Genomic DNA, 20,443 nt, shown 5'->3' on the forward strand with positions numbered 1-20,443 from the left:
ATCACAGGCATCAGAAAAATGAGGAGGCAACTATTCATGAACAAAAAAACTATCTATGTCGCTTCGATTATCAGCTTATCTCTGACTACGGCGTTAGCCGGCTGTTCCGAGAGCAAGCCATCAGCGGGTACGGCAAGCGGAGACGCGTCCAAAGCCAAAAAAACCGTCAGCCTGTCCATGTATGATCGTGGTAATATACCACCTGATGTGGGAACGATTGAAAATAACCTGTGGACCAAATGGATACAGGAAAAAACGAACATGAACATTACGTTCTCGCCCGTGCCGCGGGGGGAATCCGTGCAAAAATTTAATACGCTGTTTGCATCGGGCTCCGCTCCGAATCTGATTCAGGAGTATGATGGTGTGTTCCGAAATCAGCTCTATAATCAAAAGCAAATTATGCCGATCGATGATATGATCAATAAATACAGCACGGTGTACAAGGAACAATTGACCAAGTTTCCGCTGCTCAAAAAATTGGGCATGAAGGAAGACGGAAAGCTGTATGAATTCGGCCGCGTGCTAGGTTATGTACCTTATCATTATGTGCTTGTACGCGAGGATTGGCTGAAAAAACTGAATTTGAAGGCGCCAGAAACGACCGAGGATCTGTATCAAATCGCCAAAGCATTCGCTAATCAGGACCCGGACGGCAACGGCAAGAAAGATACATACGGCTTGAACTTGAGCACAACGAATCCCGGCAATGATCTGTGGGTTGATTATATATTCCAGAATACAACATGGATTTTGCAGGATGGCAAATGGGTCAAGGATTGGGACCGTCTCAAGGAAGCAACCGAGTTTAAGAAAAAGCTTTTCGATGAGGGGATCATTGACAAAGACTTTTTAACCGATAAAAACGGCAAAAAGGCACAACAGGACTTTGTACAAGGTAAAACAGGCATCTATGGCACCGGTGGAGGTATTCGTGGCTTTTACAGCAGTGCTTACGAAACGTTGAAAAAAAATGTGCCTGACGCGAAGCTGATCGTCATTCCGCTCCCGAAAAGCTCATTTGGCCAATTCACTCCGCCGTTTAATCCTCCCGTGCAAATGACCTCGGTCGTCAACACCGATACGAAGGATCAGGAGGGTGTGATGAAGCTGGTTGATTTCCTGAGTTCGCCTGAGATGATTAAGGCTTCTTATTTTGGTCAGGAGGGTGTGCATTATAAGATTGAGAACGGTAAAGAAACGATCATCAATGCCGATAAAAACAAAAAAGAAGTTGATTGGCTCAGCGATTTGCGGATGCTCGGTGGACAATATTTGTATAACGAGTTTGATACGCAAATCAAATCCTTCGATACAAGCAAGCCTATGGAAAAAGAATTTGTGGATTTGATGAATGACATGTACAAGATTAATATTACTAAAGATCGGCCTCTAGCCAACATCACCTTGGGGAGCTACATGCCGCAGCTGCCTTCCGATATGGATTTCATTAATAAAACGTTAAACGACACAACGAATCCGATTAAAGACTTATACAATAAAGCGATTGTTAGCGGAAGCGGATACAGCGTTGAACAGGCCGATCAGGAAGCCAAATCGCTGTGGAAAAAATCAGATGGCGATAAGCTGGAGAAATGGTATCAGGATTGGTACAGCAAAAATAAAGATCAATTGGTGACGCCAAAGGATTTGCTGGATATGAATTTCAAATAATTCGTTTGGAAAACGCTCTTTAGTTTATTGAAGCGTTACGAAGTCACATGGCTGTCGACAGGATTTACGGTCGGCAGCTTCTGTTCGCTTTTTTCGGTTTTCTACGAAAACAAAGCTTATGCTTACGAAGTAAGTTTTCTACGAAAACCAAGCCTACGCTTACGAAGTAAGTTTTCTTCGAAAACCAAGCCTACGCTTACGAAGTAAGTTTTCTACGAAAACTTTTAGGAGGCACCCCATGAGGACAAAAAATCCTTGGTTTTTTAAGCTGATCACGACTTACCTGCCGATCCTTTATGTGGTTGTGCTCGCACTTAGCTTCCTGTTTTTCATGACGCTTAGCGATCTGTCTAATAAACAAACCGTAAAGTCGAACGAGGCTTTCACGAAGTACGTAACCCAGCGGCTGGATTCCTTACTTGAGAATATTGACCAAATTACGATCACCGAGATCAACAGCGATAAAGAACTGCAAAACTATATGTTTCAAAAGTATGACGATGCGAGTCCGTACTTATTGAATAGCGCGATCTCCAATCGTTTCAGTAAAATCAAAATGAGCTTTCCGATGATTCATTCGATTTATTTTTACCGGATATCTGATCAAAGCATATTAAGTCTCGAATCGATGCATACGCTGGATCGTTTTCCCGATCGCGATTTTATTGTTACGGAACTCGAGAAGCCTTTTTCCAGCTACTGGACAGATAAGAGACAATATAAGGAGTTTGAAACTCAAGCCTCGGCAGTTCCCGTGCTTTCATTGGTCAAAAAGCTGCCCATGTTCACTAATCCTTACGGCATGTTAGTCATTAATATCGATATCAATGCGTTCCAAGCGCTTTTGCAGGATATGTCCAAGCAAACTGTCAGCTACGTGAAGCTGTTTGATAAGCAAGAAAATCTGTTGGCTTCAAGCAATGAGGCAGGGGGAAGAGATTTGTATTCGCTTCGTTCAAGCGTCTCCAATCTGGAGATCCGCAGCGGGTTGAAGGACGGCTACGAATATGGGCTGCTATCTGAGTTGTATTCAAATTGGATCATTGCTGGCATGATTCTCGTGCTGTTGGCGACAATTAGCACCATCTATTTATCCAAAAGATACGCCAGACCGATTGATGCCAGCGTTAACCGAATTTCGGACTTTTTCAGTAAACAGCAAATCGATAATACGAGCCGGGAGCTTTTGCATTTTGTCGATTCCGCTGTGGATCAAATCATCGATTATGCGAATCGCTATCAGAGTCAAAGCGACACTAATCTGCTGTACAGGAAGAAGCATTTTTTCCATGAGTTGTTGGATGGGGATCGGGAAATTGACAAGGTTGAATATCGTGAGGAAATGAAAAGCTTCGGCCTGCAGACGGATGGTGTGGATTTTGCCGTTATCCTGGTGGAAATTGATCGTATGAGCGATTTTTCGCATAACTACTCCTATAGAGACCAGTATTTATTGAAGTTTGTTATTACGAATGTATGGGATGAGCTGGCTGCCGAGCAGGATTTGAAGGTATGGAGTGAATGGATGTCTGCGGAAACGCTGGGAGTCATGTTTAGCTCGGAGAGCCGTTTCGAGGAGGCTCAGTCGGCGCAAATGATCGCGATTGGGGAGCAGCTGAGGGCGTGGGTGGAGACGAATCTGAAATTCACGGTAACGATCGGCGTCGGTACAACGCTTGAGCAGCTGCCGGGTATTCGTAAATCATTTCAGCAGGCGAAGGAGGCGCTGCAGCTTAAGACTTCAATTGGGAACAACCGTGTCATCGTCTATAAAGAAACAGTTCGTCAAACAGAAGCTGAGCTATTTGATCTATTGGAGCTTACGAGGTCCATCACGCAGCTATATAAAAGTGGGAATGAGGATTGGCGCAAGCAGTTCGAGTATTTTTTTACGGTACTGGGCAAAGGCGGACATACCTCGAAGGAAATCATTAATTTAATCAATTATATGTGTTTTACTTTTACGAAGGAGCTTTCCGATTTTCCGGCAGAATATGTGGAGATGTGGAAGCAAACAGCGCTTGGCCCGATGACCGAAGCGCTCCAAATTTATGAAACGGCAGAAGAAATCAAACAAACCTATTTGGCTGTATTGATTCAGGTGGAGGAGAACTGGAAGGGGATTCGTGAGAGCCGCAATAACCGTCATCTTATTTATCAGGTGAGGCAGTATATTGAGGAAAATTATGCCAACTCCGATATGTCATTGCAATTGTTAAGCGAACAATTCGGAATGAACAAAAGCTATGTAAGCCGAATTTTCAAGGATGAATTTGGTGAGAACTTCGTGGATTATTTAGCTGGTATCCGCATTCAGCACGCCAAGCAAATGCTTGAGGATACACAGCTGCCCATTCAGGATATCGCTGTTCAAATTGGCTATGTGCATTATTTTACCTTTATTCGTGCCTTTAAGAAATTGATCGGGATTTCTCCAAGTGATTATCGGAAAAAATAAGAAAGATAAATTGAAATTCAGTTGATGTGTGCATGCACATGCGACAGAAACTGCTCACATGCAGGGGAGAGATCGTCATCAGACCTGCGGTAAACGGCAATCGGATTGGGTGCATGGATACCTTCTACATGTACTCTGGCCAATGCTTGCTGATGGATGTATTCAGCTGCTTCCAGAGCGGATATGAAGCTGGCTCCGTAGCCTGACATAACCGCACGCATCGTTTCGTGTTGGCCATTGAATTGTAAGCCAATCTGTGGGAACTGAACTTGATATTGCCGACAAATTGCGAACAACGTTTCCCGTGAGGAACTGCCTTCCTCGCGCAGCACGAATGGCTGCTGCAGCATCTCAGCCAAAGCAACCGTCTTGCCTGCAAGCGGGTGTTGGCCCGGAACGACGAACCATAGCTCATCCATCAGAAGCTCCTCGCGCAGCAAGCCTGCGGGAGCTTCTTTGCTGCCTCCAATGAAGGCCAAATCCGCCTCATAGTGAAGCAGCTTGTTAAACGCAGCGCGCGAGTTTGATGTGGTTAAGGATAGCTCTATTTGCTCGTGACTGCTCTTGAAAGCTGCCATCCAGGCTGGCAATAAATGATTGGCAGGAAGATAGGTTGCGGCTAATCGCAGCTTACCCAGTGAACCGTCCCGATACGCGGTAAACAGTCGGGTCATTTCCAGCTCTAAAGCAAATAGTTTTGCTGCGTGAGTATATACGAGCTCTCCGGCTTCACTCAAACAAACACCTCTCCCCTGTGGTGATAATAGCGTGAGCGCAAGCTCCTGCTCCAGATTGCGGATTTGTGCAGTTACGGCTGGTTGGCTGATATGCATAGCTTCAGCAGCCTTGGTGACACTGCCTCGGGAAGCAACCTCATAAAAAAGCCTTAACGCATGCAGATTCATCCTCGGTGCGTCCTCCCTTCCTGCTATTCCATGCGAATCATCAATGTAATTGATGTATTCATCAAAATTAGATATTATATTTATGAGTCGTTTTTTTCTATTGTAAGAGATAAGCAGCCGTGCTGCAAGGGCTGGCATCACTTCATAGAAGGGGACGGTGTATCCGATGAAATTTGTTTGTTTGGATTGCGAAAGGGCTTATAGGCTGGAGGAAAGAAGGAACCCTTTTGTATGTGATTGCGGGGGCTTGCTGGAGGTCAGGCAAGATTATCGGGGCTTAGATGGGGAAAGGTTAAAACTGGAGTTCGACAACAGATTGGCCGATCGAATGTCATCATGGGCAAGTGGTGTGTGGAGGTATAAGGAATTGATTGCTCCGGAATTGCCGGATGCTTATATAACGAGCAGATATGAAGGGAATACAGGCCTATACCCGTCAGCGACCTTGGCTGAATTTGCCGGTGTACGCGGGCTGATGTTGAAGGCACAGAGCGAGAATCCGAGCGGCTCGTTTAAGGATAACGGCATGGCGGTTGCGGTTTCCTATGGCCGTTCGTTGGGCTATAGACGGTTTACCTGCACATCAACAGGAAATACGTCGTCCTCACTCGCTATGTACGCTGCATGGGCGGGCTGCTCTTCGTATGTTTTTCTTCCCAAACACCATATTTCGATGAATAAAGTTTTGCAGACGCTCGCCTATGGCGCACAGGTGATATCATTTGAGGGTACTTATGATGATGGAATCCGTTTTAGCGAGCTTCATAGTGAGCAGCTCGGCTTATATGTATGCAATTCGATCAATCCGTTCCGAATCGAAGGTCAGAAGAGCATTGTATTTGAAATTGCCCAGCAGCTGCGTTGGCAAATGCCGGATTGGATCGTAGTTCCGGGAGGTGCATTAAGCAATGCAACTGCATTGGGCAAAGGCTTGTACGAGCTAAAGGAGCTCGGGATGATTGATAAGCTGCCACGCGTTGCCGTTGTTCAGGCGGAGGGGGCCAGTCCGTTTCACCAGATGGTTGCTCAAGGAGATGCCCAGCTTAAGCCTGTAAGGAATCCCTATACACGGGCAACGGCAATGAATATCGGGAATCCGCCCAGCTGGAAGAAGGCACTGCAGTATGCTATCAAGTATACGAAAGGTGTGACCGTATCGGTGACTGACGAGGAAATCATGCTGGCCAAAGATCGAATCGACCGCAGCGGTATCGGCTGTGAGCCTGCATCTGCAGCTTCAGTAGCAGGGCTGAAAAAGCTTGCTGCTGCCGGTATTATCGATAAGGAATGCACAGCGGTGTGTCTGCTTACCGGACATATTTTGAAGGATACGGAGGCGATAGAGGCATTGTATAAAGGCACCTTGGCACCTTCAGAAGCAGCTCCTTCCGTCCTGCATACACCCGATCTGACTCTGGACGAGGTGCGTCGATTTATTACAGAACTGTAATAACCGTCAAATAGCTATATAATGGGTTGATTTCCGAGAGTGGTTTCTTTACAATAAGGAGAAAAGCATACAGGGAGTGGGCAGAGGAAATGAACGTTAAAATTTCACGTAATGCAGCGAAAGTCTTATTGGCTGAGCTGGAAAAAGAAGAAGACAAAGATTTAAAGGTTCGCATCTATATTACGCATAGCCATGGTGACCATGCGCATTATGGTATGGGGATGGACAAGCCGACTGAAGATGACGTTGTAGTTAGCACCGATAAAGGAATTGATGTGGTTTTGAAGAAGGACGAGCCTTTACTGGATGGAATCCGCATCGATTATTTCTACACACCGGAGGAAGGCTTTGCAGTCACCAATCCGGGTAAAGGGAATCACGGCGATCACTAAGCTGTGTATTCATGGGATATGAGAGGATTTGTAAGTTATGGCAAACGATATTCGCGTCTGTGATAAGTGCAAGCATATGAAGATGAAGACGGCCGTATCCAAGCTGCAAAAGCTGGCCCCGGACGCTGACATCAAAGTAGCCTGCAAATCTTATTGCGGTCCCTGCTCACGATTTGCTTTTATATATATTAATGGGCGTTATGTGACTGGGGCTACTGAGGACGAGGCAATTGAAAAGGTTAAGAAATATGTAAAATAATTATATGTGGTTTTACATGAAGGGGGCGAAAGCCCTCTTTTGTGTTAGGAAAATTTATATTTTCATGTTCAGTTACTTCTCAGGATGACATCAAAGGGTACGATAGTGACCTTGTAATATCATAGTGTCATTTATAATTAATGAAAGTTTAGGTAATTAGACTTGTATAATATGATTAATTGGGTCTACAGATTCATTTATAATGAGCTTCTTATCTTATATGCTTAAACTTGTCGAATAATTATAGCTCAATTCTCGATAATGGCAAAGCAAGTGGAAACTTGTGACGCAAAACTATAGGGGCTTACGGTGCAAGCAAGATGCACCCAGCCAGCCAGCTGCCGAAGGTACTGTGATGCGCATATAACTGCGACTCCTGACCAGTGGATCAGGAGTCTTTTTGTTTGAGAGATAAGAGAGGTGGATCATAGATGAACGAAAATAGAAATTTGATGACAAGAACCGGATTTTATACGAAGGTTGGCACCGACATGATCGGCATTTATTTGTCGAATGATGGCCCCAAGATGTTTATTAACCGTGAGATATTTGATTTGCGGAATCCATGGTGGGATGTAGAAATGGTGATGGGGAAAACCGGACATCTGATAACATTCTACTGGCGCGGAGAGGTCAAGCTGTCGATTCGCTGTGATCTGGAAAATGACTTATTTGTTAGCTTATATCACTATTTAAGCTTTCGTACTAATGAGCAGAGTCTCGCCTAAGTAGAGAATGGAAATAATATTGACATGCGATGTAGATAAATAAAATGGAATCTGGTTATATTTAGGAGATTATGCAGGTGTATCTTGGAGCTGACACGGCCAAAGGTATGCTTTTTTCTGCTTCCAGCTATTGTCTCTATTAGGTCCATTGTTTATAATAATAGATAGATTACTATAGTTCAACGGGACTATATAGGAGGAAAGACCATGCGTTTAATTACACGATCCGACTTTGATGGCTTGGTATGTGCAATGCTCTTTAAAAAAATGGGAATGATCGACGAAATGAAATTCGTTCATCCGAAGGATATGCAGGATGGATTGGTTGAAGTCAATGAAAATGATATTTTGGCGAATGTCCCGTATGTACCCGGCTGCGGTTTATGGTTTGACCACCATTCGAGTGAGTTGGAGCGGACAGGCCCAGAAATCGTATATAAAGGCGAGACCCGTGTCGCACCAAGCGCTGCCCGTGTTGTATATGATTACTATGGTGGCAAGGAACGTTTTGGTGATATCGATAACATTATGCAGGGTGTGGATAAAGCGGATTCCGCGCAGTTCTCTGCAGATGATATTTTGAATCCTTCAGGCTGGGATTTATTGTCCTTCATCATGGATGCCCGCACTGGATTAGGACGCTACCGTGATTATAGAATCAGCAATTATCAGCTGATGGAGGATTTGGTCGATCACTGTGCGACGATGACGGTTGACGAGATTATGCAGCTGCCGGATGTTGTAGAGCGGACAAAGCGTTATTTTGAATTGGACGTCGACTATAAAGCGATGTTAAAGCAGCATACATATGCAGACGGCAATGTGATTGTCACCGATCTGCGCAACGTGGAAACGATTTATCCGGGCAATCGATTTATGGTGTACGCCTTGTATCCGGAACAAAATATTTCGATCTGGATCGTCGATGGCCGAAACAAGCAAAATTGTGTGTTTGCCTGCGGTCACAGCATTATCAATCGTACCTCCAACACCGACGTAGGCGCTTTGATGCTTGCAAATGGCGGCGGCGGGCATAAGGCGGCAGGAACGTGCCAAGTCCCTTATGATGATGCCGGCAAGGTGCTGCATGAGCTGGTTGAAACGATGAAGCAGAACGGATAATGTAGTTAGAATTAGCATTAAACGCATAAAGAATCAGGTACCGGAGCTGCGCCGTTTGGTTGCGCTGTTCCGTGAGCCTGATTCTTTTTTTGCTGCGTTTATCCAATTGTGATTTTACCTTCAGGATAGTGGTACAGTTCCTTTTTATTTTTGGGCTGCAAGGCGTATGAGAGCGTGACGGGTCCTAATCTTCCCGCATACATCATCAGAATTATCACTATTTTTCCAGTGAATGTTAAATGCGGAGTGAGTCCCATACTCAGTCCAACCGTTCCAAAAGCAGAGGTGGTTTCAAACAAGATCATTAAAAAAGAATAGTCGTGTGTAGCAAGCAGCAGCATGGTTACAATGAAGATGAGCAGCAGGGAAAGGAAGGTTACGGTAAGAGCACGATGTGTGTACTCTTGCGCCAAACGGTATCGAAACAGCACAACATCTTCTTTTCGCCGGATCATCGTAATCATGGCTCCAATCAGTATGGCAAAGGTAGTTACTTTAATTCCACCGCCCGTTGATCCAGGAGCTGCACCGATAAACATCAGGAGGATCATGAAAAACTGGGTAGCCTGCCTCAAGCTCGTTATGTCTACCGTGTTGGTGCCTGAGGATCTTGTACTGACTGATTGAAAAAAAGCAGCGAGGATCTTATCAAATACAGGTAAGGGACCCAGCGTATGGGTGTTGGAAAATTCAAAAATAAAAATGACAAGCGCTCCAAAAACGACCAAAAAGCCTGAAACGGAAAGCACAATTTTACTATGAAGGGAAAGCTGTCGTGTTTTTGGGTAATCAATGAGTTCGGACATCACGATGAAGCCGATTCCACCCAAAATGACGAGGATCATCGATACCGTATTAATCACAAAATCGTCGACATAAGGCGTCAGGTTCCTGTAACCACCAACGAGCTCGAATCCGGCGTTATTGAACAATGACACAGCGTGGAACACTCCATAGTATATGGCTTTGCCCAAGGGCATTTCAAAGGACCAGCGGATCGCAAAGATGCAGGCGGCTATACTTTCTACAACTAAGGAATAGACCACCACATTTTTGATGAGTCGGACGATGCCTTCGATCGATATTTGGTTCAACGATTCCTTCAGGACAAGTCGTTCCCTCAAGGAGATTCGTTTTCTGACGACGATCGCGAACCAGGTGGTCATGGTCATGAATCCCAATCCGCCCAGCTGCACCATGACTAGCAGGACAATTTGTCCGAAATGAGTGAAATGGGTTGCCGTATCGACCAGAATCAAACCGGTTACACAGGTTGCCGAGGTCGCCATAAATAAGGCATCAATATAGCTGAGCGAACTTCCTTCGACAGAAGCAGCTGGCATCCACAGCAAGAACGAGCCCAGGACGATAATGACCGCAAACCCCAAGGCAAGTGTTTGTTGAGGGCTTAGCTTGATAGGTTTCCAATGGATACGACTCAGATCAATCACCTCATAATAAAACCCTGATGTCAAAGCATCAGGGCGATTGTATTCTTAAGATTCCCGACGTGGACCATACAATCCACCCGGAGCAAAATACTGAAACAAATGGCACTCAATCCGTCCATTATACAGCTTGCGCTTTTTGTCAGCAGGTCGGCTCATGAAGTGCTCAACCTGCTTGTTCGGATTCAAAATAAAGCTGGACCATGTTGGCAGATGAAGGGCGAGCAAGCCAAGGTCACGGAGAACCTTGTCCACTTCTTTCAGATCTCCCAGACGCTCTCCATATGGAGGATTGGTAATGATACAGCCGTAATCGCCTTGTGGTTTGGCTTTGGCCACTGGAAGCACCTGGAATCTTAATTCACGCGCAAGTCCGGCTGACTTGGCCGCGGCGAGTGCGATGTCAATCGCATTCTTATCAATATCCGAGCCGATAATTTCGAGTGGCACATCGTCTTTTACCAGATCATAAGCCTCATCCCTGGCTTGGTCCCATAGTGATGCGGGAATTATCGGCCACGCCTCAGCAGCAAAAGAGCGTCGTTGCCCCGGAGCGATGTTCCAGCCGATCATAGCAGCCTCGATAGGGATGGTTCCCGAGCCGCAGAATGGATCGTACAGTGGACGCTCCACTCGCCAACGGCTGAGCAGTACGATAGCTGCGGCCATCGTTTCTTTTAGCGGCGCTTCAGTTGCGATTTTGCGATAGCCACGCTTGTGTAAGCTTGGACCTGTTGTATCAAGCGTCAGCGTAGCGATATCGTTCAATAGCGAGACTTCCATTACGAAGCGAGCTCCCGTCTCGGGAAACCATTCGGTATGATAGTGCTGCTTCAGGCTTTCGACGACGGCTTTTTTTACGATACCTTGACAGGCAGGAACGCTGGATAGCTGAGACTTGTGAGAGCGTCCTTGCGCAGGGAATTCGGCATCTTCGGGAATCCAGTCTGCCCATGGCAGCGCCTTGGTGCCCTCGAATAGCTCATCGAAGGTGCGGGCTTCAAACTGGCCCATTTTGACAAGCACGCGATCCGCTGTGCGCAGCCATAAATTGGCACGACATATCGCCAGCTCGTCACCTGTGAAGTTAACCCGACCATTTTCGACAGTTGTATTTTCATAGCCCAAATCGCGTATCTCACGAGCTAGAATAGCCTCAAGACCCATAGGACAAGTGGCGATTAATTGAATTTCAGACATCTTACACACTCCAGTTGAACTCTTATTGGAAAAGCCATACAATGTTGTTATAAACACCATCGGTTAAAACATATGCTTCTGATATTATAAGTAAACAAGGATCGAAGTCAATCAAGGATGGGCGACCGCGTTATAAAGGTATGTTTCCTTGAAATATCAGTCCGCTTAACCTCCGGTTAAAACATATGCTTCTGATATTATAGGTGATAAGGTTGGTTTATACAATATAAGGGGGAATTATAGGATGACGCAGTTATCTGCTGAGGAATATGTGGAATCATTGTTGACTCGCGACGAGCAGTTGGAACAAGTGAAGGAAGGGATACGGAGCCGCAGCATGCCGGAGATTTCCATAGCTCCAGGTTATGGCAAGCTGTTGACTTTACTGGTCAAAATGACTGGAGCTCAGCGTATTTTGGAAATTGGTGCTTTGGGCGGCTATAGTGGAATTTGTTTAACTCGCGGCTTGGGTGATCAAGGTAAGCTGATTTCGCTGGAGCTTAAGAAGGAATATGCCGATGTTGCTCAGCAGCATCTCAATGAGGCTGGACTTGGGGACAAGATCGAGTATCGGGTGGGAGAGGCTCTGCATCATTTACAGCAGCTTGCAGATGAAGGGCAGAAATTTGATGTTTTTTTTATCGATGCGGATAAGGGGAACTATCCGAACTACCTGGAATGGGCGATTAAGTTGGCCAACCCAGGAGCCATTATTATGGGGGACAATGCGCTGATGCATGGTCGAGCTATGGATCCTGAGCAGAACGGGAATGCAGTGACCAAGATGCGTCAGTTCAATCAAAGCATGGCAAGTGATCCACGGCTTGAAGGCGTTGTTCTACCGGCATATGACGGATTGGCTATTGCTCGTGTACGCTAGCAAACAGCTCCATTAAAAAAGACCATGTCCTCACAAGCCATCATTATTGGCTGTCGAGAGCATGGTCTTTTTGTTGGGGACTTTAAATGATGTAAGCTATTATTAGGACACTTCTTTAAGCTTATGGATAAGGTGAAGTGAACGATCAGGGCAACAAGATTACTGTGGTGAAAATCGGTAGCCCTTTATTTTGCTGGCAGAAAGGGATAACGAAACAAATGCATTGCTTTTTACGTTTAACATATGGAGTTATTTGTAAATGAGACAGAAAACAGGATGGCAGAATGTTTATATATGTCTACAAGAAGTGAGGGATTACATATTGACGAACACAATCCAGCGTGCAGGCATAATGATGCTGATACTGCTTAGCACTCTCGCGTGCAGTAATGATCAAGTCATGCAATACAACGGTATGTCGACAACAATATCTGAACAAAGTGATCAACATCCGGTCTATAGGCCTGACTTGTTTCCTGAGCATGTAGTTATTCCCTTTGAAGAAAGTTTGGGACAACCCTTAGAGAAGGACACTCCTCCTATCGGGTCGAAGCTTATCCAAAGCTTTGTTCTTCCCGGGTCTGAGGCGGAAGTTCTTGTATATACAAATGAGGATGCCTCCTTAGGTTTAACCGGATATCTCAAGGGTAGGAATTCGGAATGGAAGTTGGGCGACATGTCCAATTTTGATGAAAATCAAGCCTGGATCCATCCTTTAAGCTTTTTGACTGGGGAAGTTTCCGGTGCCGTTATTGAAATCCCTTTTGGCTCGATTGGTGCAAAAAAGGGGCTGCTGACTTATCACCACGATACCGATTCTTGGAATGTAGTTGATTTTCAAGGGCAGACCGCGATTCCGATGGATCTTGACAGCGATGGTGTCCCTGAATGGATCGGCAACCAGACGGACTGGGTGCCTCCCGCTCTGGAGATCCATCGGTGGGTCACAGAGCATGAGCGCTTTGAATCGACCGTTCTGCAATCGAGCAGTCTGTCCCCGGATATGGCTGACGAGACACCTTCTTACTCATCCCTTTTTATTGAGAATGGACAGCACCTGATTCAAATCGGCAATAATGATGCCTACGCTTTTTTCATATATGAACAAGGCGTCTTGAAGCAGTGCCGTCCAGTAGATACTCGGGATCGCGTTCTTGAAATGCAAATGGCCCGACGTCACTAAAGTGATTTTTAATTGTAAAAAGTAATGCGCTAGAATAAAATGACACTTACCACATCATATTTCCATCAATTGAACCTAAATAGATGTAGAAGTTTAAGAAAAATTTTATTTTTAACCCCATTTCTTTTTAAATAGTTTTCTTTATCCTAAAAGTGTACGAATGGTTAGGAGGAAACTAAGGATGAAGAAATGGTTTTTTTTTGGGCTCAGGAGACTCAAGAAGGTGAGATGGGAATGAAACGTAAGAGATCGTTGAATAATTTGAAAATCCATGCACTGTTTGTCTTATATGTGTACGCATTATTCAAAATTATTCTGTTTAAGTTCGGTGCGATTGATATGACATTTCTCAGGCAGCAACTTAAGCAGAGTCTGGGAAACCCGGATGATATCACCAGGCGATTGCAAAAAGGTAATCTGATCCCCTTTAAAGAAATATCCAGATCGATTCATGTTTTATCGATTCATGATCTAATTAACATGATTGGGAATATTGCGATATTCATGCCATTCGGTATTTTTCTTGGTTTCATGCTAAGAAACAAAAAAATATCTTTGATAGGCGCGTTCACACTTTCTTTAGGTTTAAGTCTAATCTTGGAAAGTGCGCAGGCCTTATTCTCTATTGGAAGTTTTGACGTCGATGATCTTATACTAAATTCCAGTGGAGGCTTGATTGGCTTCATCGCTTGCAAAGTATGCGCTAAGTTTATGGCAACTACACTCCAAACAAAAGGGAGGCCCATATGATATATGCTTTCAATGGCTGTAATGACCAGGAGCTTTCGCTTTAAAATGATTCAACTGTTTGGATCAAGTATGCTTTTTTCCGCTGTTATTACCTATATCATCTATAAGATTCTCCAACTCTTTTATTATACGACCATGTTCGAAAATCCATTGACAAAATTTCGTTATTTCGTGAGAGATATTGGGGATGTTAACTTCTTTTTGCTTATTTTCATTCCTCTCTCGATTTTGTTTTTCTTTCTCCTCACCAAAAGATACGTGGGTTATTTTCAAGAAATATCCAGCGGCATTAATCAGCTTGCAAAGGGTGATTTCAACAGTCGTATACGTATTCCATCCAAAGATGAATTCGGGGATATTGCGAGAGACATCAATCTAGCCAGTCAAAAATTGCAGCAAGCTTTGGAGAGAGGAGACCTTGCAGAAAACAGCAAGGAACAATTGGTCCTCAATTTGGCTCACGATTTGCGTACGCCGCTGACTTCGATTTTAGGTTATTTGGATTTCATTCTTCAGGACGATCAGCTGTCTGCCGAACAAATCAAGCACTATACGAGCATTGCTTATACCAAATCTCAACGCTTAGAAAAGCTCATTGATGAGCTATTCGAAATAACACGAATGAACTATGGCAAGCTTACCCTTGAAAAACAACCAATCGATCTGAGCGAGCTTCTCATCCAGTTAAATGAGGAGCTATACCCTGCCTTTGAGAAAAACAACCTAACAACTCGATTGAATGTGAATCCGCATTTGACTATTTGGGGCGACGGAGAGCTATTGGCACGTGTATTTGAAAATCTGCTGACGAATGCCATTCGCTATGGAAAAGATGGTCAGTTTATTGATATTAATTGCAATATTGATGCAGAAGATATGGTGATTCAAGTAGTCAATTATGGGGATTGCATACCTCCGGAAGAGCTACCGCATATCTTCGATATGTTTTTTACCGGCGATCAAGCGCGAATTCATCGTGAGGGGAGCACCGGTCTTGGCTTGTCTATTGCGAAAAACATTGTAGCGGAGCATCAAGGCACAATTTCGGCCCAAAGCAGTTTAATTCGTACGCTTTTTGAAGTCCGTTTCCCGCAAAAAATGGCATCCGAGGCACTCGACTAACTTTTGTGCTAATCATTTAAGGAAAATTTTATATTTACCCCACTTTTTTATTTAACAGCCTGCCCTATTCTAAATGTATGAATGGGGAGGAGGAAACTGTGAATGAACAAGTGGGGTTTTTGGCATGGCTTCATTATGAAAAAGAAAATAAAAAAATGGATTCACAAGGATTCAGCGGCTGCATGGATATTTCTCGCACCAAGCGGTGTTGGATTTGCATTGTTTTACCTTATTCCGTTTGTCATGGGGTTGTTCTACTCCTTCATGGATAGAACGATCGACGGCCAATTCGTTGGCTTGGATAATTATCGCGAACTGCTTGCGAGCAATTCCTTCCGAAAAGCGTCATCCAATACATTTTATTTTAGCGCCGTTTGTGTTCCGCTTTTACTTGCGCTGTCGTTGGGTTTGGCGATGCTATTGCATAAAAATATATATCTGCGCAAATGGCTGCGGACTGCATATGTGCTGCCGCTTGTCGTTCCCGTCGCCTCGATTATTCTGATCTGGCAAATGCTGTTCGATTGGAACGGCTCCTTGAACGCCTGGCTGAACGGCTTCGGAATCGAACGTGTGGATTGGATGAAGACCGATGCGGCCCGAAATGTAATCATTGTCGTTTATGTATGGAAGAACATCGGCTATAACGTAATTTTATTTTTGGCGGGACTACAGCAAATCCCGAAGGATTATTACGAAACCGCCCAAATTGAAGGGGCAGGGCGTTTACGCCAGTTTGGCAGTATTACACTTGTTTATTTAACATCCACGATGTTCTTTGTCGTCATCATGTCGATCATTAATTCGTTTAAAGTTTTTCGGGAAACGTATTTGATCGCAGGCGATTATCCGCATGACAGTATATACATGATGCAGCACTATATGAACAACATGTTCACGTCGCTCAATATTCAGAAGCTGACTGCCGCGGCGACCTTGATGGTCATCTGTATTCTTCTGATTGTCATGGGCTTGTTTGCTCTTGAACGCCGATATCGGCAGTTCATGGAATAGGGGGAAGGAAGAACGTGCAAGTTGCCAAACTATTACAAAAAAGTGCGTTAACGGTCTTCATGGGTGCTATAGGAGTCCTGTTATTATTCCCGATTGCGATCACCTTCACCAATTCGCTCATGACAGAACTAGAAATTGGCATCAATTATGGACCCATTGGACAGATGAACCAAGCGACTGTCGGGAAAGCAAATCCTTTTGTGAATTTAAAATTGCTGCCGGATCAAGTGTCCATGGAGCAGTATGGCAAGGTGTTGGTTGACAATCCGAGATATCTGACGATGTTTTGGAATTCGGTATATATGGTAGTGCCGATCATCGCAGGACAAACCCTCGTAGCAGCACTTGCTGCGTACGCCTTTTCGAAGCTGCAATTTCGCGGCCGGGAACACTTGTTTCTCGTTTATGTCTTGACGATGCTCATGCCATTCCAAGTAACGCTAATTCCGAATTATATTATGTCGGATAAGCTTGGTCTGCTGAATAGTTCCAACGCTATTATATTGCCTGGAATATTCGCAGCGTTCGGTGTGTTTATGCTCAGGCAGTTCATGCTGGATATTCCATATGTCTACATCGAAGCGGCCAAGATGGATGGAGCCGGACATTTACGAATTTTCTACAAGATTATTATTCCGATGATCAAACCGGGTTTGGCTGCACTCGTTATTTTATTGTTCGTCGATTATTGGAACATGGTGGAGCAGCCGCTTATTTTTCTGGACGATCCATTCAAGCAGCCGTTATCCGTTTATTTATCGAAGATCAATGGCGAGCTGGGGATTGCTTTTGCTGCATCCATGCTCTACATGGCTCCGATGGTGCTGCTGTTTCTGTATGCGGAAACGTATTTCATTGAAGGCATTCAATTGTCTGGCATCAAGGGGTAATTTTTGTAAAACCGATGCTTATCATGCAAGTATTTCCAATGTAAAACTCAGACAATGCTTAAGAAGAAAACTTTCCAACGGAAAGTTTCTTAGGAGGAGAAAGACGGAATATGGAGTTAGAAAAAGAACTGGGTGATCGTAGGCGCAAACGGAGCATTCAAGTCGTGTTCATTGTTTTTATGGGATTGTTAATATTTTTCACGTTGTTCAGCAACACGCTGCAGTCACTGACCTTGCCGAAAGTGAGAACAGAAAAGCTGGTTAACGGAAGTCTTTTATTTACGCTTGAAGGCAGCGGTATGGTGCAACCGTTCGCCGAAACGAGATTATCGAACCCTGCTGGCTGGAAGGTCCAAACGATTCTTGTAAAAGAAGGAGATCGTGTGAAGAAGGGGCAAAAGCTAATCATCTATGACAGCAAATCTGCTGAACGAGAATTGGAAGATGAATTAACAAACTTGGACAAGCAGAAAATCGAGCTGCAGAATGTTCAAGATCAGTTCATTCTGTCAACGACGGAAGGGGACGAATTCAAGATTCGGGCTGCAAGCCGCAATATTGAAACACGTAAACTTGATCTCGGCATGCAGGAACGTAAAATTAACGAGCTGAGAGACCGTCTGACAAGCCAACAGGAAATGAACGCTCCGTTCAATGGCATTATTAATAAATTGAATGCCATTGAAGGGGTAATAACAGCGGGGGAACCGGACGTTCTTATCTCGAATAGCAGCCTGGGCTATCGTTTGGATATTTCTGTTGATTCAACGATACTTTCCAGCCTGGGGATTTCGATCGGAGAGAAGATAGAGGTCAAGGTACATACAGTAGCAGAAAGAGACCAACAACAAATCCGTATGATCGACGGCACGATTGATGAAGTGGCGAATACACAACCTCGTACCCAGAGCACATCTGTAGAAGAAGCAGGGCCTACCCAAACGATTGAACAGAAGACACTTCGCATAAAGGTCATTGATTCCGATCTGAGAGGGGGTGAGAAGGCAGAGTTCAAATTGGAGAAACGCTCAAACCAAGAGGGACTAGTCATATCCAATACGACGATTCATCAAGATCGCGACGGCCTGTTCGTTTACAAAATTGACGAGCAGAGGGGGGCATTAGGCAATATCTTTGTTACTCGTAAAGTTCGAATTCAGTCCAGTGAGACGAATGGAAAAGAAACAATGATTAAAGCGGAAAGCCTCTATAAGGACGACCTGATTATTATGGAAAGCAGTGAGCCTTTACAAGAGGGAAATCGTGTTCGTTTTTGACAAAAAACTCCAGGAGGTATTCGTTCGATGAAAAAGTGGCAGTGTATAATGTCTATTGGTATTTTAACAACGTCTATGGCCGCATGCAGTTCTGAAGGCAGCAAGGAACTGACAAATACTGAGAAGCCGGTAATCAATGAAGGGAAAAAGGTCGTTACTTTGGCGATGCAAGTATGGCCTACGGCTATGCAAGAATCGAACGCATTTTTTAAGACGGTAGAGAAAAAGTTTGAAGAAAAGAATCCAGACATCGATCTGCAAATTCAAATTTCAGAGGATTATGAAAAGTACAAAAAAACGATGAATACAGCCTTGCTTTCAGGGAAAGGCCCGGATATCTTCGAAATAAGCAGTTTACCTATCGACGATTATGTGAGCAAAAAGCTTCTCCTGAACATGGATGAGACCATGATGAAAGACAAATCGCTGAATACAAACGATTTGCAAGCGAACATTCTGGATGTTTTGAAGCAGAATGGCGGTTTATATGCTATGCCATTAGGATTCTCCCTCCGTGCGTTCATAGGCGATGGGGACATACTTAAGAACACGAATGTCGACGATAAGAAATGGACCTGGAAGGAGTTTGAAAAGATTTCGAAAAAACTGGGAGAGAGCGGCAAGGAGCGCCGCTACGCTTTAGCGAATGACCCGCCGGAACTCCTCCTTCAAGAATTGGTTGTGGATAAATACGCAGAGTTCGTTGATCATTCAACGAAAAAGGCAAAGTTCGACTCTCCCTTTTTCGTGGGAATGATGCAACAAATTAAGAAAATGTACGATGATAAAGTCATGACTTCAGAACCAGCGGATATAGGCAAGCAGATGTTCTATTCTGCCCTGTTGCAATCACCAGCAGACTTAATTAATGGTCAGCACCAATTTTTCTCAAATCCGAAGTTGCTGCAAAAACCAGAACAAGCAGGAGGAGCGAGGATTATCACTGCTTCCCAGTTCGCCATTCAAGCCAAATCTTCGGTTAAAGAGGAGGCTTGGAAGGTTATTGCCTTCTTGTTATCCGAAGAAGGACAATCCCTGCAAGGAAGGCAAGGATTTTCACTGCTTAAATCTGTGAATGAGAAGCAGTTGAACGACATTCAGAATCAAGTTAAAAGCGGAAAGTACAAACTTCCAGACGGAAAAGCCCCTAAGGTGTCTGACGAAGAATTTACCCAGTTCAAACAGTTCATTAGTACAGCGAATAACTATTCGAACGCGGATGGTAAAGTGATTTCCATAATAGGAGATGAGTCCAGATCATTCTTTAGCGAACAAAAGTCTGCGGAGGAAGTAGCCAAGCTAATTCAGAACAAGGCGACAACCTTTTTAAACGAGTAGGAAACATTGTAAGTGAGGGTTCTTGAGCATATTCGGCCGTTGTGAATGGGAAGGGTTCTAAACATATGGGGGCAACCCTTTACAGTTTTTAGTAATAAAATGTAAAGGGTGTGCTTCATTGTTGAACTGCAAATTTGATTATGTACTTCTTAGTAGATCATCGTATTATTTATAAAATAAGCCGTCTTTAAAGTAAAGATAGCGGGAATACTCGATTCCTCCAATACCCTTGTAATACCATTGTTCAAGATCCCCGATTGTAATATCAATCCGCTGCTGTTCCCCCCAAACTACTTTCATGTCACCAATAGAACATTAATGGAAACCTTTTCTAATATTCGTCCGTCTATAGA

The 20,443-nt window shown here is 44.3% G+C and carries 18 protein-coding genes and 1 riboswitch; of the genes, 15 read left to right on the plus strand and 3 right to left on the minus strand.

The genetic code is table 11. The features are described from left to right. The first annotated feature begins 36 nt into the window (after positions 1-36). Both OB236_RS21500 and OB236_RS21505 read left to right on the plus strand, forming a co-directional pair. Entirely contained in the window at positions 37-1,674 is a 1,638-nt protein-coding gene (locus OB236_RS21500; RefSeq protein WP_262685825.1) for an extracellular solute-binding protein, read from the plus strand. 238 nt (positions 1,675-1,912) lie between these two features. Continuing rightward, complete coding sequence (locus tag OB236_RS21505; RefSeq protein WP_262685826.1) at positions 1,913-4,132, plus strand: helix-turn-helix domain-containing protein; 2,220 nt, start codon at positions 1,913-1,915, stop codon at positions 4,130-4,132. 17 nt (positions 4,133-4,149) lie between these two features. On the opposite strand, the gene OB236_RS21510 is transcribed toward OB236_RS21505, so the two are convergent. Then, entirely contained in the window at positions 4,150-5,037 is an 888-nt protein-coding gene (locus OB236_RS21510; protein WP_262685827.1) for a LysR family transcriptional regulator, read from the minus strand. A 166-nt stretch (positions 5,038-5,203) separates the two neighbouring features. Between OB236_RS21510 and thrC the strand changes: the two genes are divergently transcribed. The 5 genes from thrC (at position 5,204) to OB236_RS21535 (ending at position 8,988) form a co-directional block, all read left to right on the plus strand. Further along, entirely contained in the window at positions 5,204-6,487 is a 1,284-nt protein-coding gene (gene thrC / locus OB236_RS21515; protein ID WP_262685828.1) for a threonine synthase, read from the plus strand. Positions 6,488-6,576: 89 nt separating this feature from the next. After that, positions 6,577-6,879 (plus strand): heme biosynthesis protein HemY, encoded by a 303-nt coding sequence (locus OB236_RS21520; protein WP_076229151.1) that lies wholly within the window; start codon positions 6,577-6,579, stop codon positions 6,877-6,879. A gap of 37 nt (positions 6,880-6,916) precedes the next feature. Beyond that, a complete protein-coding gene (locus OB236_RS21525; RefSeq protein WP_076229152.1) occupies positions 6,917-7,138 on the plus strand; it encodes a DUF1450 domain-containing protein in 222 nt (73 codons plus the stop codon). Between the two features lie 253 nt (positions 7,139-7,391). After that, a riboswitch (cyclic di-GMP riboswitch) is annotated at positions 7,392-7,484 on the plus strand. 85 nt (positions 7,485-7,569) lie between these two features. After that, a complete protein-coding gene (locus OB236_RS21530; protein WP_262685830.1) occupies positions 7,570-7,866 on the plus strand; it encodes a hypothetical protein in 297 nt (98 codons plus the stop codon). Positions 7,867-8,073: 207 nt separating this feature from the next. Further along, entirely contained in the window at positions 8,074-8,988 is a 915-nt protein-coding gene (locus tag OB236_RS21535) for a DHH family phosphoesterase (protein ID WP_076229154.1), read from the plus strand. 98 nt (positions 8,989-9,086) lie between these two features. On the opposite strand, the gene OB236_RS21540 is transcribed toward OB236_RS21535, so the two are convergent. Together OB236_RS21540 and OB236_RS21545 are read right to left on the minus strand one after the other, a co-directional pair. Continuing rightward, positions 9,087-10,436, minus strand: coding sequence for a TrkH family potassium uptake protein (locus OB236_RS21540; RefSeq protein WP_262685931.1), 1,350 nt, complete (start codon positions 10,434-10,436; stop codon positions 9,087-9,089). Positions 10,437-10,484: 48 nt separating this feature from the next. After that, positions 10,485-11,636 carry a THUMP domain-containing class I SAM-dependent RNA methyltransferase gene (locus tag OB236_RS21545; protein ID WP_262685831.1) on the minus strand — a complete coding sequence of 384 codons (1,152 nt, stop codon included), beginning with the start codon at positions 11,634-11,636 and terminating at the stop codon, positions 10,485-10,487. Between the two features lie 244 nt (positions 11,637-11,880). On the opposite strand from OB236_RS21545, the gene OB236_RS21550 reads away from it, so the two are divergent. The 8 genes from OB236_RS21550 to OB236_RS21585 all read left to right on the plus strand — a co-directional run bounded on the left by OB236_RS21550 (position 11,881) and on the right by OB236_RS21585 (position 20,090). Beyond that, positions 11,881-12,516 carry an O-methyltransferase gene (locus tag OB236_RS21550; RefSeq protein WP_262685832.1) on the plus strand — a complete coding sequence of 212 codons (636 nt, stop codon included), beginning with the start codon at positions 11,881-11,883 and terminating at the stop codon, positions 12,514-12,516. Positions 12,517-12,775: 259 nt separating this feature from the next. Beyond that, positions 12,776-13,699, plus strand: a complete 924-nt coding sequence (locus OB236_RS21555) for a hypothetical protein (protein WP_262685833.1) — start codon at positions 12,776-12,778, stop codon at positions 13,697-13,699. A gap of 234 nt (positions 13,700-13,933) precedes the next feature. Continuing rightward, positions 13,934-14,449, plus strand: a complete 516-nt coding sequence (locus OB236_RS21560; RefSeq protein WP_262685834.1) for a VanZ family protein — start codon at positions 13,934-13,936, stop codon at positions 14,447-14,449. Positions 14,450-14,461: 12 nt separating this feature from the next. Then, positions 14,462-15,571 (plus strand): sensor histidine kinase, encoded by a 1,110-nt coding sequence (locus OB236_RS21565; protein ID WP_262685932.1) that lies wholly within the window; start codon positions 14,462-14,464, stop codon positions 15,569-15,571. A gap of 102 nt (positions 15,572-15,673) precedes the next feature. After that, a complete protein-coding gene (locus OB236_RS21570; RefSeq protein WP_262685835.1) occupies positions 15,674-16,585 on the plus strand; it encodes a carbohydrate ABC transporter permease in 912 nt (303 codons plus the stop codon). 59 nt (positions 16,586-16,644) lie between these two features. Further along, complete coding sequence (locus tag OB236_RS21575; RefSeq protein WP_408638506.1) at positions 16,645-17,475, plus strand: carbohydrate ABC transporter permease; 831 nt, start codon at positions 16,645-16,647, stop codon at positions 17,473-17,475. Positions 17,476-17,585: 110 nt separating this feature from the next. Continuing rightward, positions 17,586-18,752, plus strand: coding sequence for an efflux RND transporter periplasmic adaptor subunit (locus tag OB236_RS21580; RefSeq protein ID WP_262685837.1), 1,167 nt, complete (start codon positions 17,586-17,588; stop codon positions 18,750-18,752). A gap of 27 nt (positions 18,753-18,779) precedes the next feature. Next, the gene (locus OB236_RS21585) at positions 18,780-20,090 is read left to right on the plus strand and encodes an ABC transporter substrate-binding protein (RefSeq protein ID WP_262685838.1); all 1,311 of its coding nucleotides are present in this window, start codon (positions 18,780-18,782) and stop codon (positions 20,088-20,090) included. The last annotated feature ends 353 nt before the right edge of the window (positions 20,091-20,443 follow it).

The sequence above is a fragment of the Paenibacillus baimaensis genome (assembly GCF_025567575.1).

Bases quoted from the DNA above. Each gene is read 5' to 3' on its own strand.
- OB236_RS21575 (WP_408638506.1), top strand. From the start codon at position 16,645: ATGGGTGCTATAGGAGTCCTGTTATTATTCCCGATTGCGATCACCTTC.
- OB236_RS21580 (WP_262685837.1), top strand. From the start codon at position 17,586: ATGGAGTTAGAAAAAGAACTGGGTGATCGTAGGCGCAAACGGAGCATT.
- OB236_RS21510 (WP_262685827.1), bottom strand. From the start codon at position 5,037: ATGAATCTGCATGCGTTAAGGCTTTTTTATGAGGTTGCTTCCCGAGGC.
- OB236_RS21520 (WP_076229151.1), top strand. From the start codon at position 6,577: ATGAACGTTAAAATTTCACGTAATGCAGCGAAAGTCTTATTGGCTGAG.
- OB236_RS21560 (WP_262685834.1), top strand. From the start codon at position 13,934: ATGAAACGTAAGAGATCGTTGAATAATTTGAAAATCCATGCACTGTTT.
- OB236_RS21500 (WP_262685825.1), top strand. From the start codon at position 37: ATGAACAAAAAAACTATCTATGTCGCTTCGATTATCAGCTTATCTCTG.
- OB236_RS21585 (WP_262685838.1), top strand. From the start codon at position 18,780: ATGAAAAAGTGGCAGTGTATAATGTCTATTGGTATTTTAACAACGTCT.
- thrC (WP_262685828.1), top strand. From the start codon at position 5,204: ATGAAATTTGTTTGTTTGGATTGCGAAAGGGCTTATAGGCTGGAGGAA.
- OB236_RS21550 (WP_262685832.1), top strand. From the start codon at position 11,881: ATGACGCAGTTATCTGCTGAGGAATATGTGGAATCATTGTTGACTCGC.
- OB236_RS21570 (WP_262685835.1), top strand. From the start codon at position 15,674: ATGAACAAGTGGGGTTTTTGGCATGGCTTCATTATGAAAAAGAAAATA.
- OB236_RS21505 (WP_262685826.1), top strand. From the start codon at position 1,913: ATGAGGACAAAAAATCCTTGGTTTTTTAAGCTGATCACGACTTACCTG.
- OB236_RS21530 (WP_262685830.1), top strand. From the start codon at position 7,570: ATGAACGAAAATAGAAATTTGATGACAAGAACCGGATTTTATACGAAG.
- OB236_RS21555 (WP_262685833.1), top strand. From the start codon at position 12,776: ATGAGACAGAAAACAGGATGGCAGAATGTTTATATATGTCTACAAGAA.
- OB236_RS21565 (WP_262685932.1), top strand. From the start codon at position 14,462: ATGGCTGTAATGACCAGGAGCTTTCGCTTTAAAATGATTCAACTGTTT.
- OB236_RS21525 (WP_076229152.1), top strand. From the start codon at position 6,917: ATGGCAAACGATATTCGCGTCTGTGATAAGTGCAAGCATATGAAGATG.
- OB236_RS21545 (WP_262685831.1), bottom strand. From the start codon at position 11,636: ATGTCTGAAATTCAATTAATCGCCACTTGTCCTATGGGTCTTGAGGCT.
- OB236_RS21535 (WP_076229154.1), top strand. From the start codon at position 8,074: ATGCGTTTAATTACACGATCCGACTTTGATGGCTTGGTATGTGCAATG.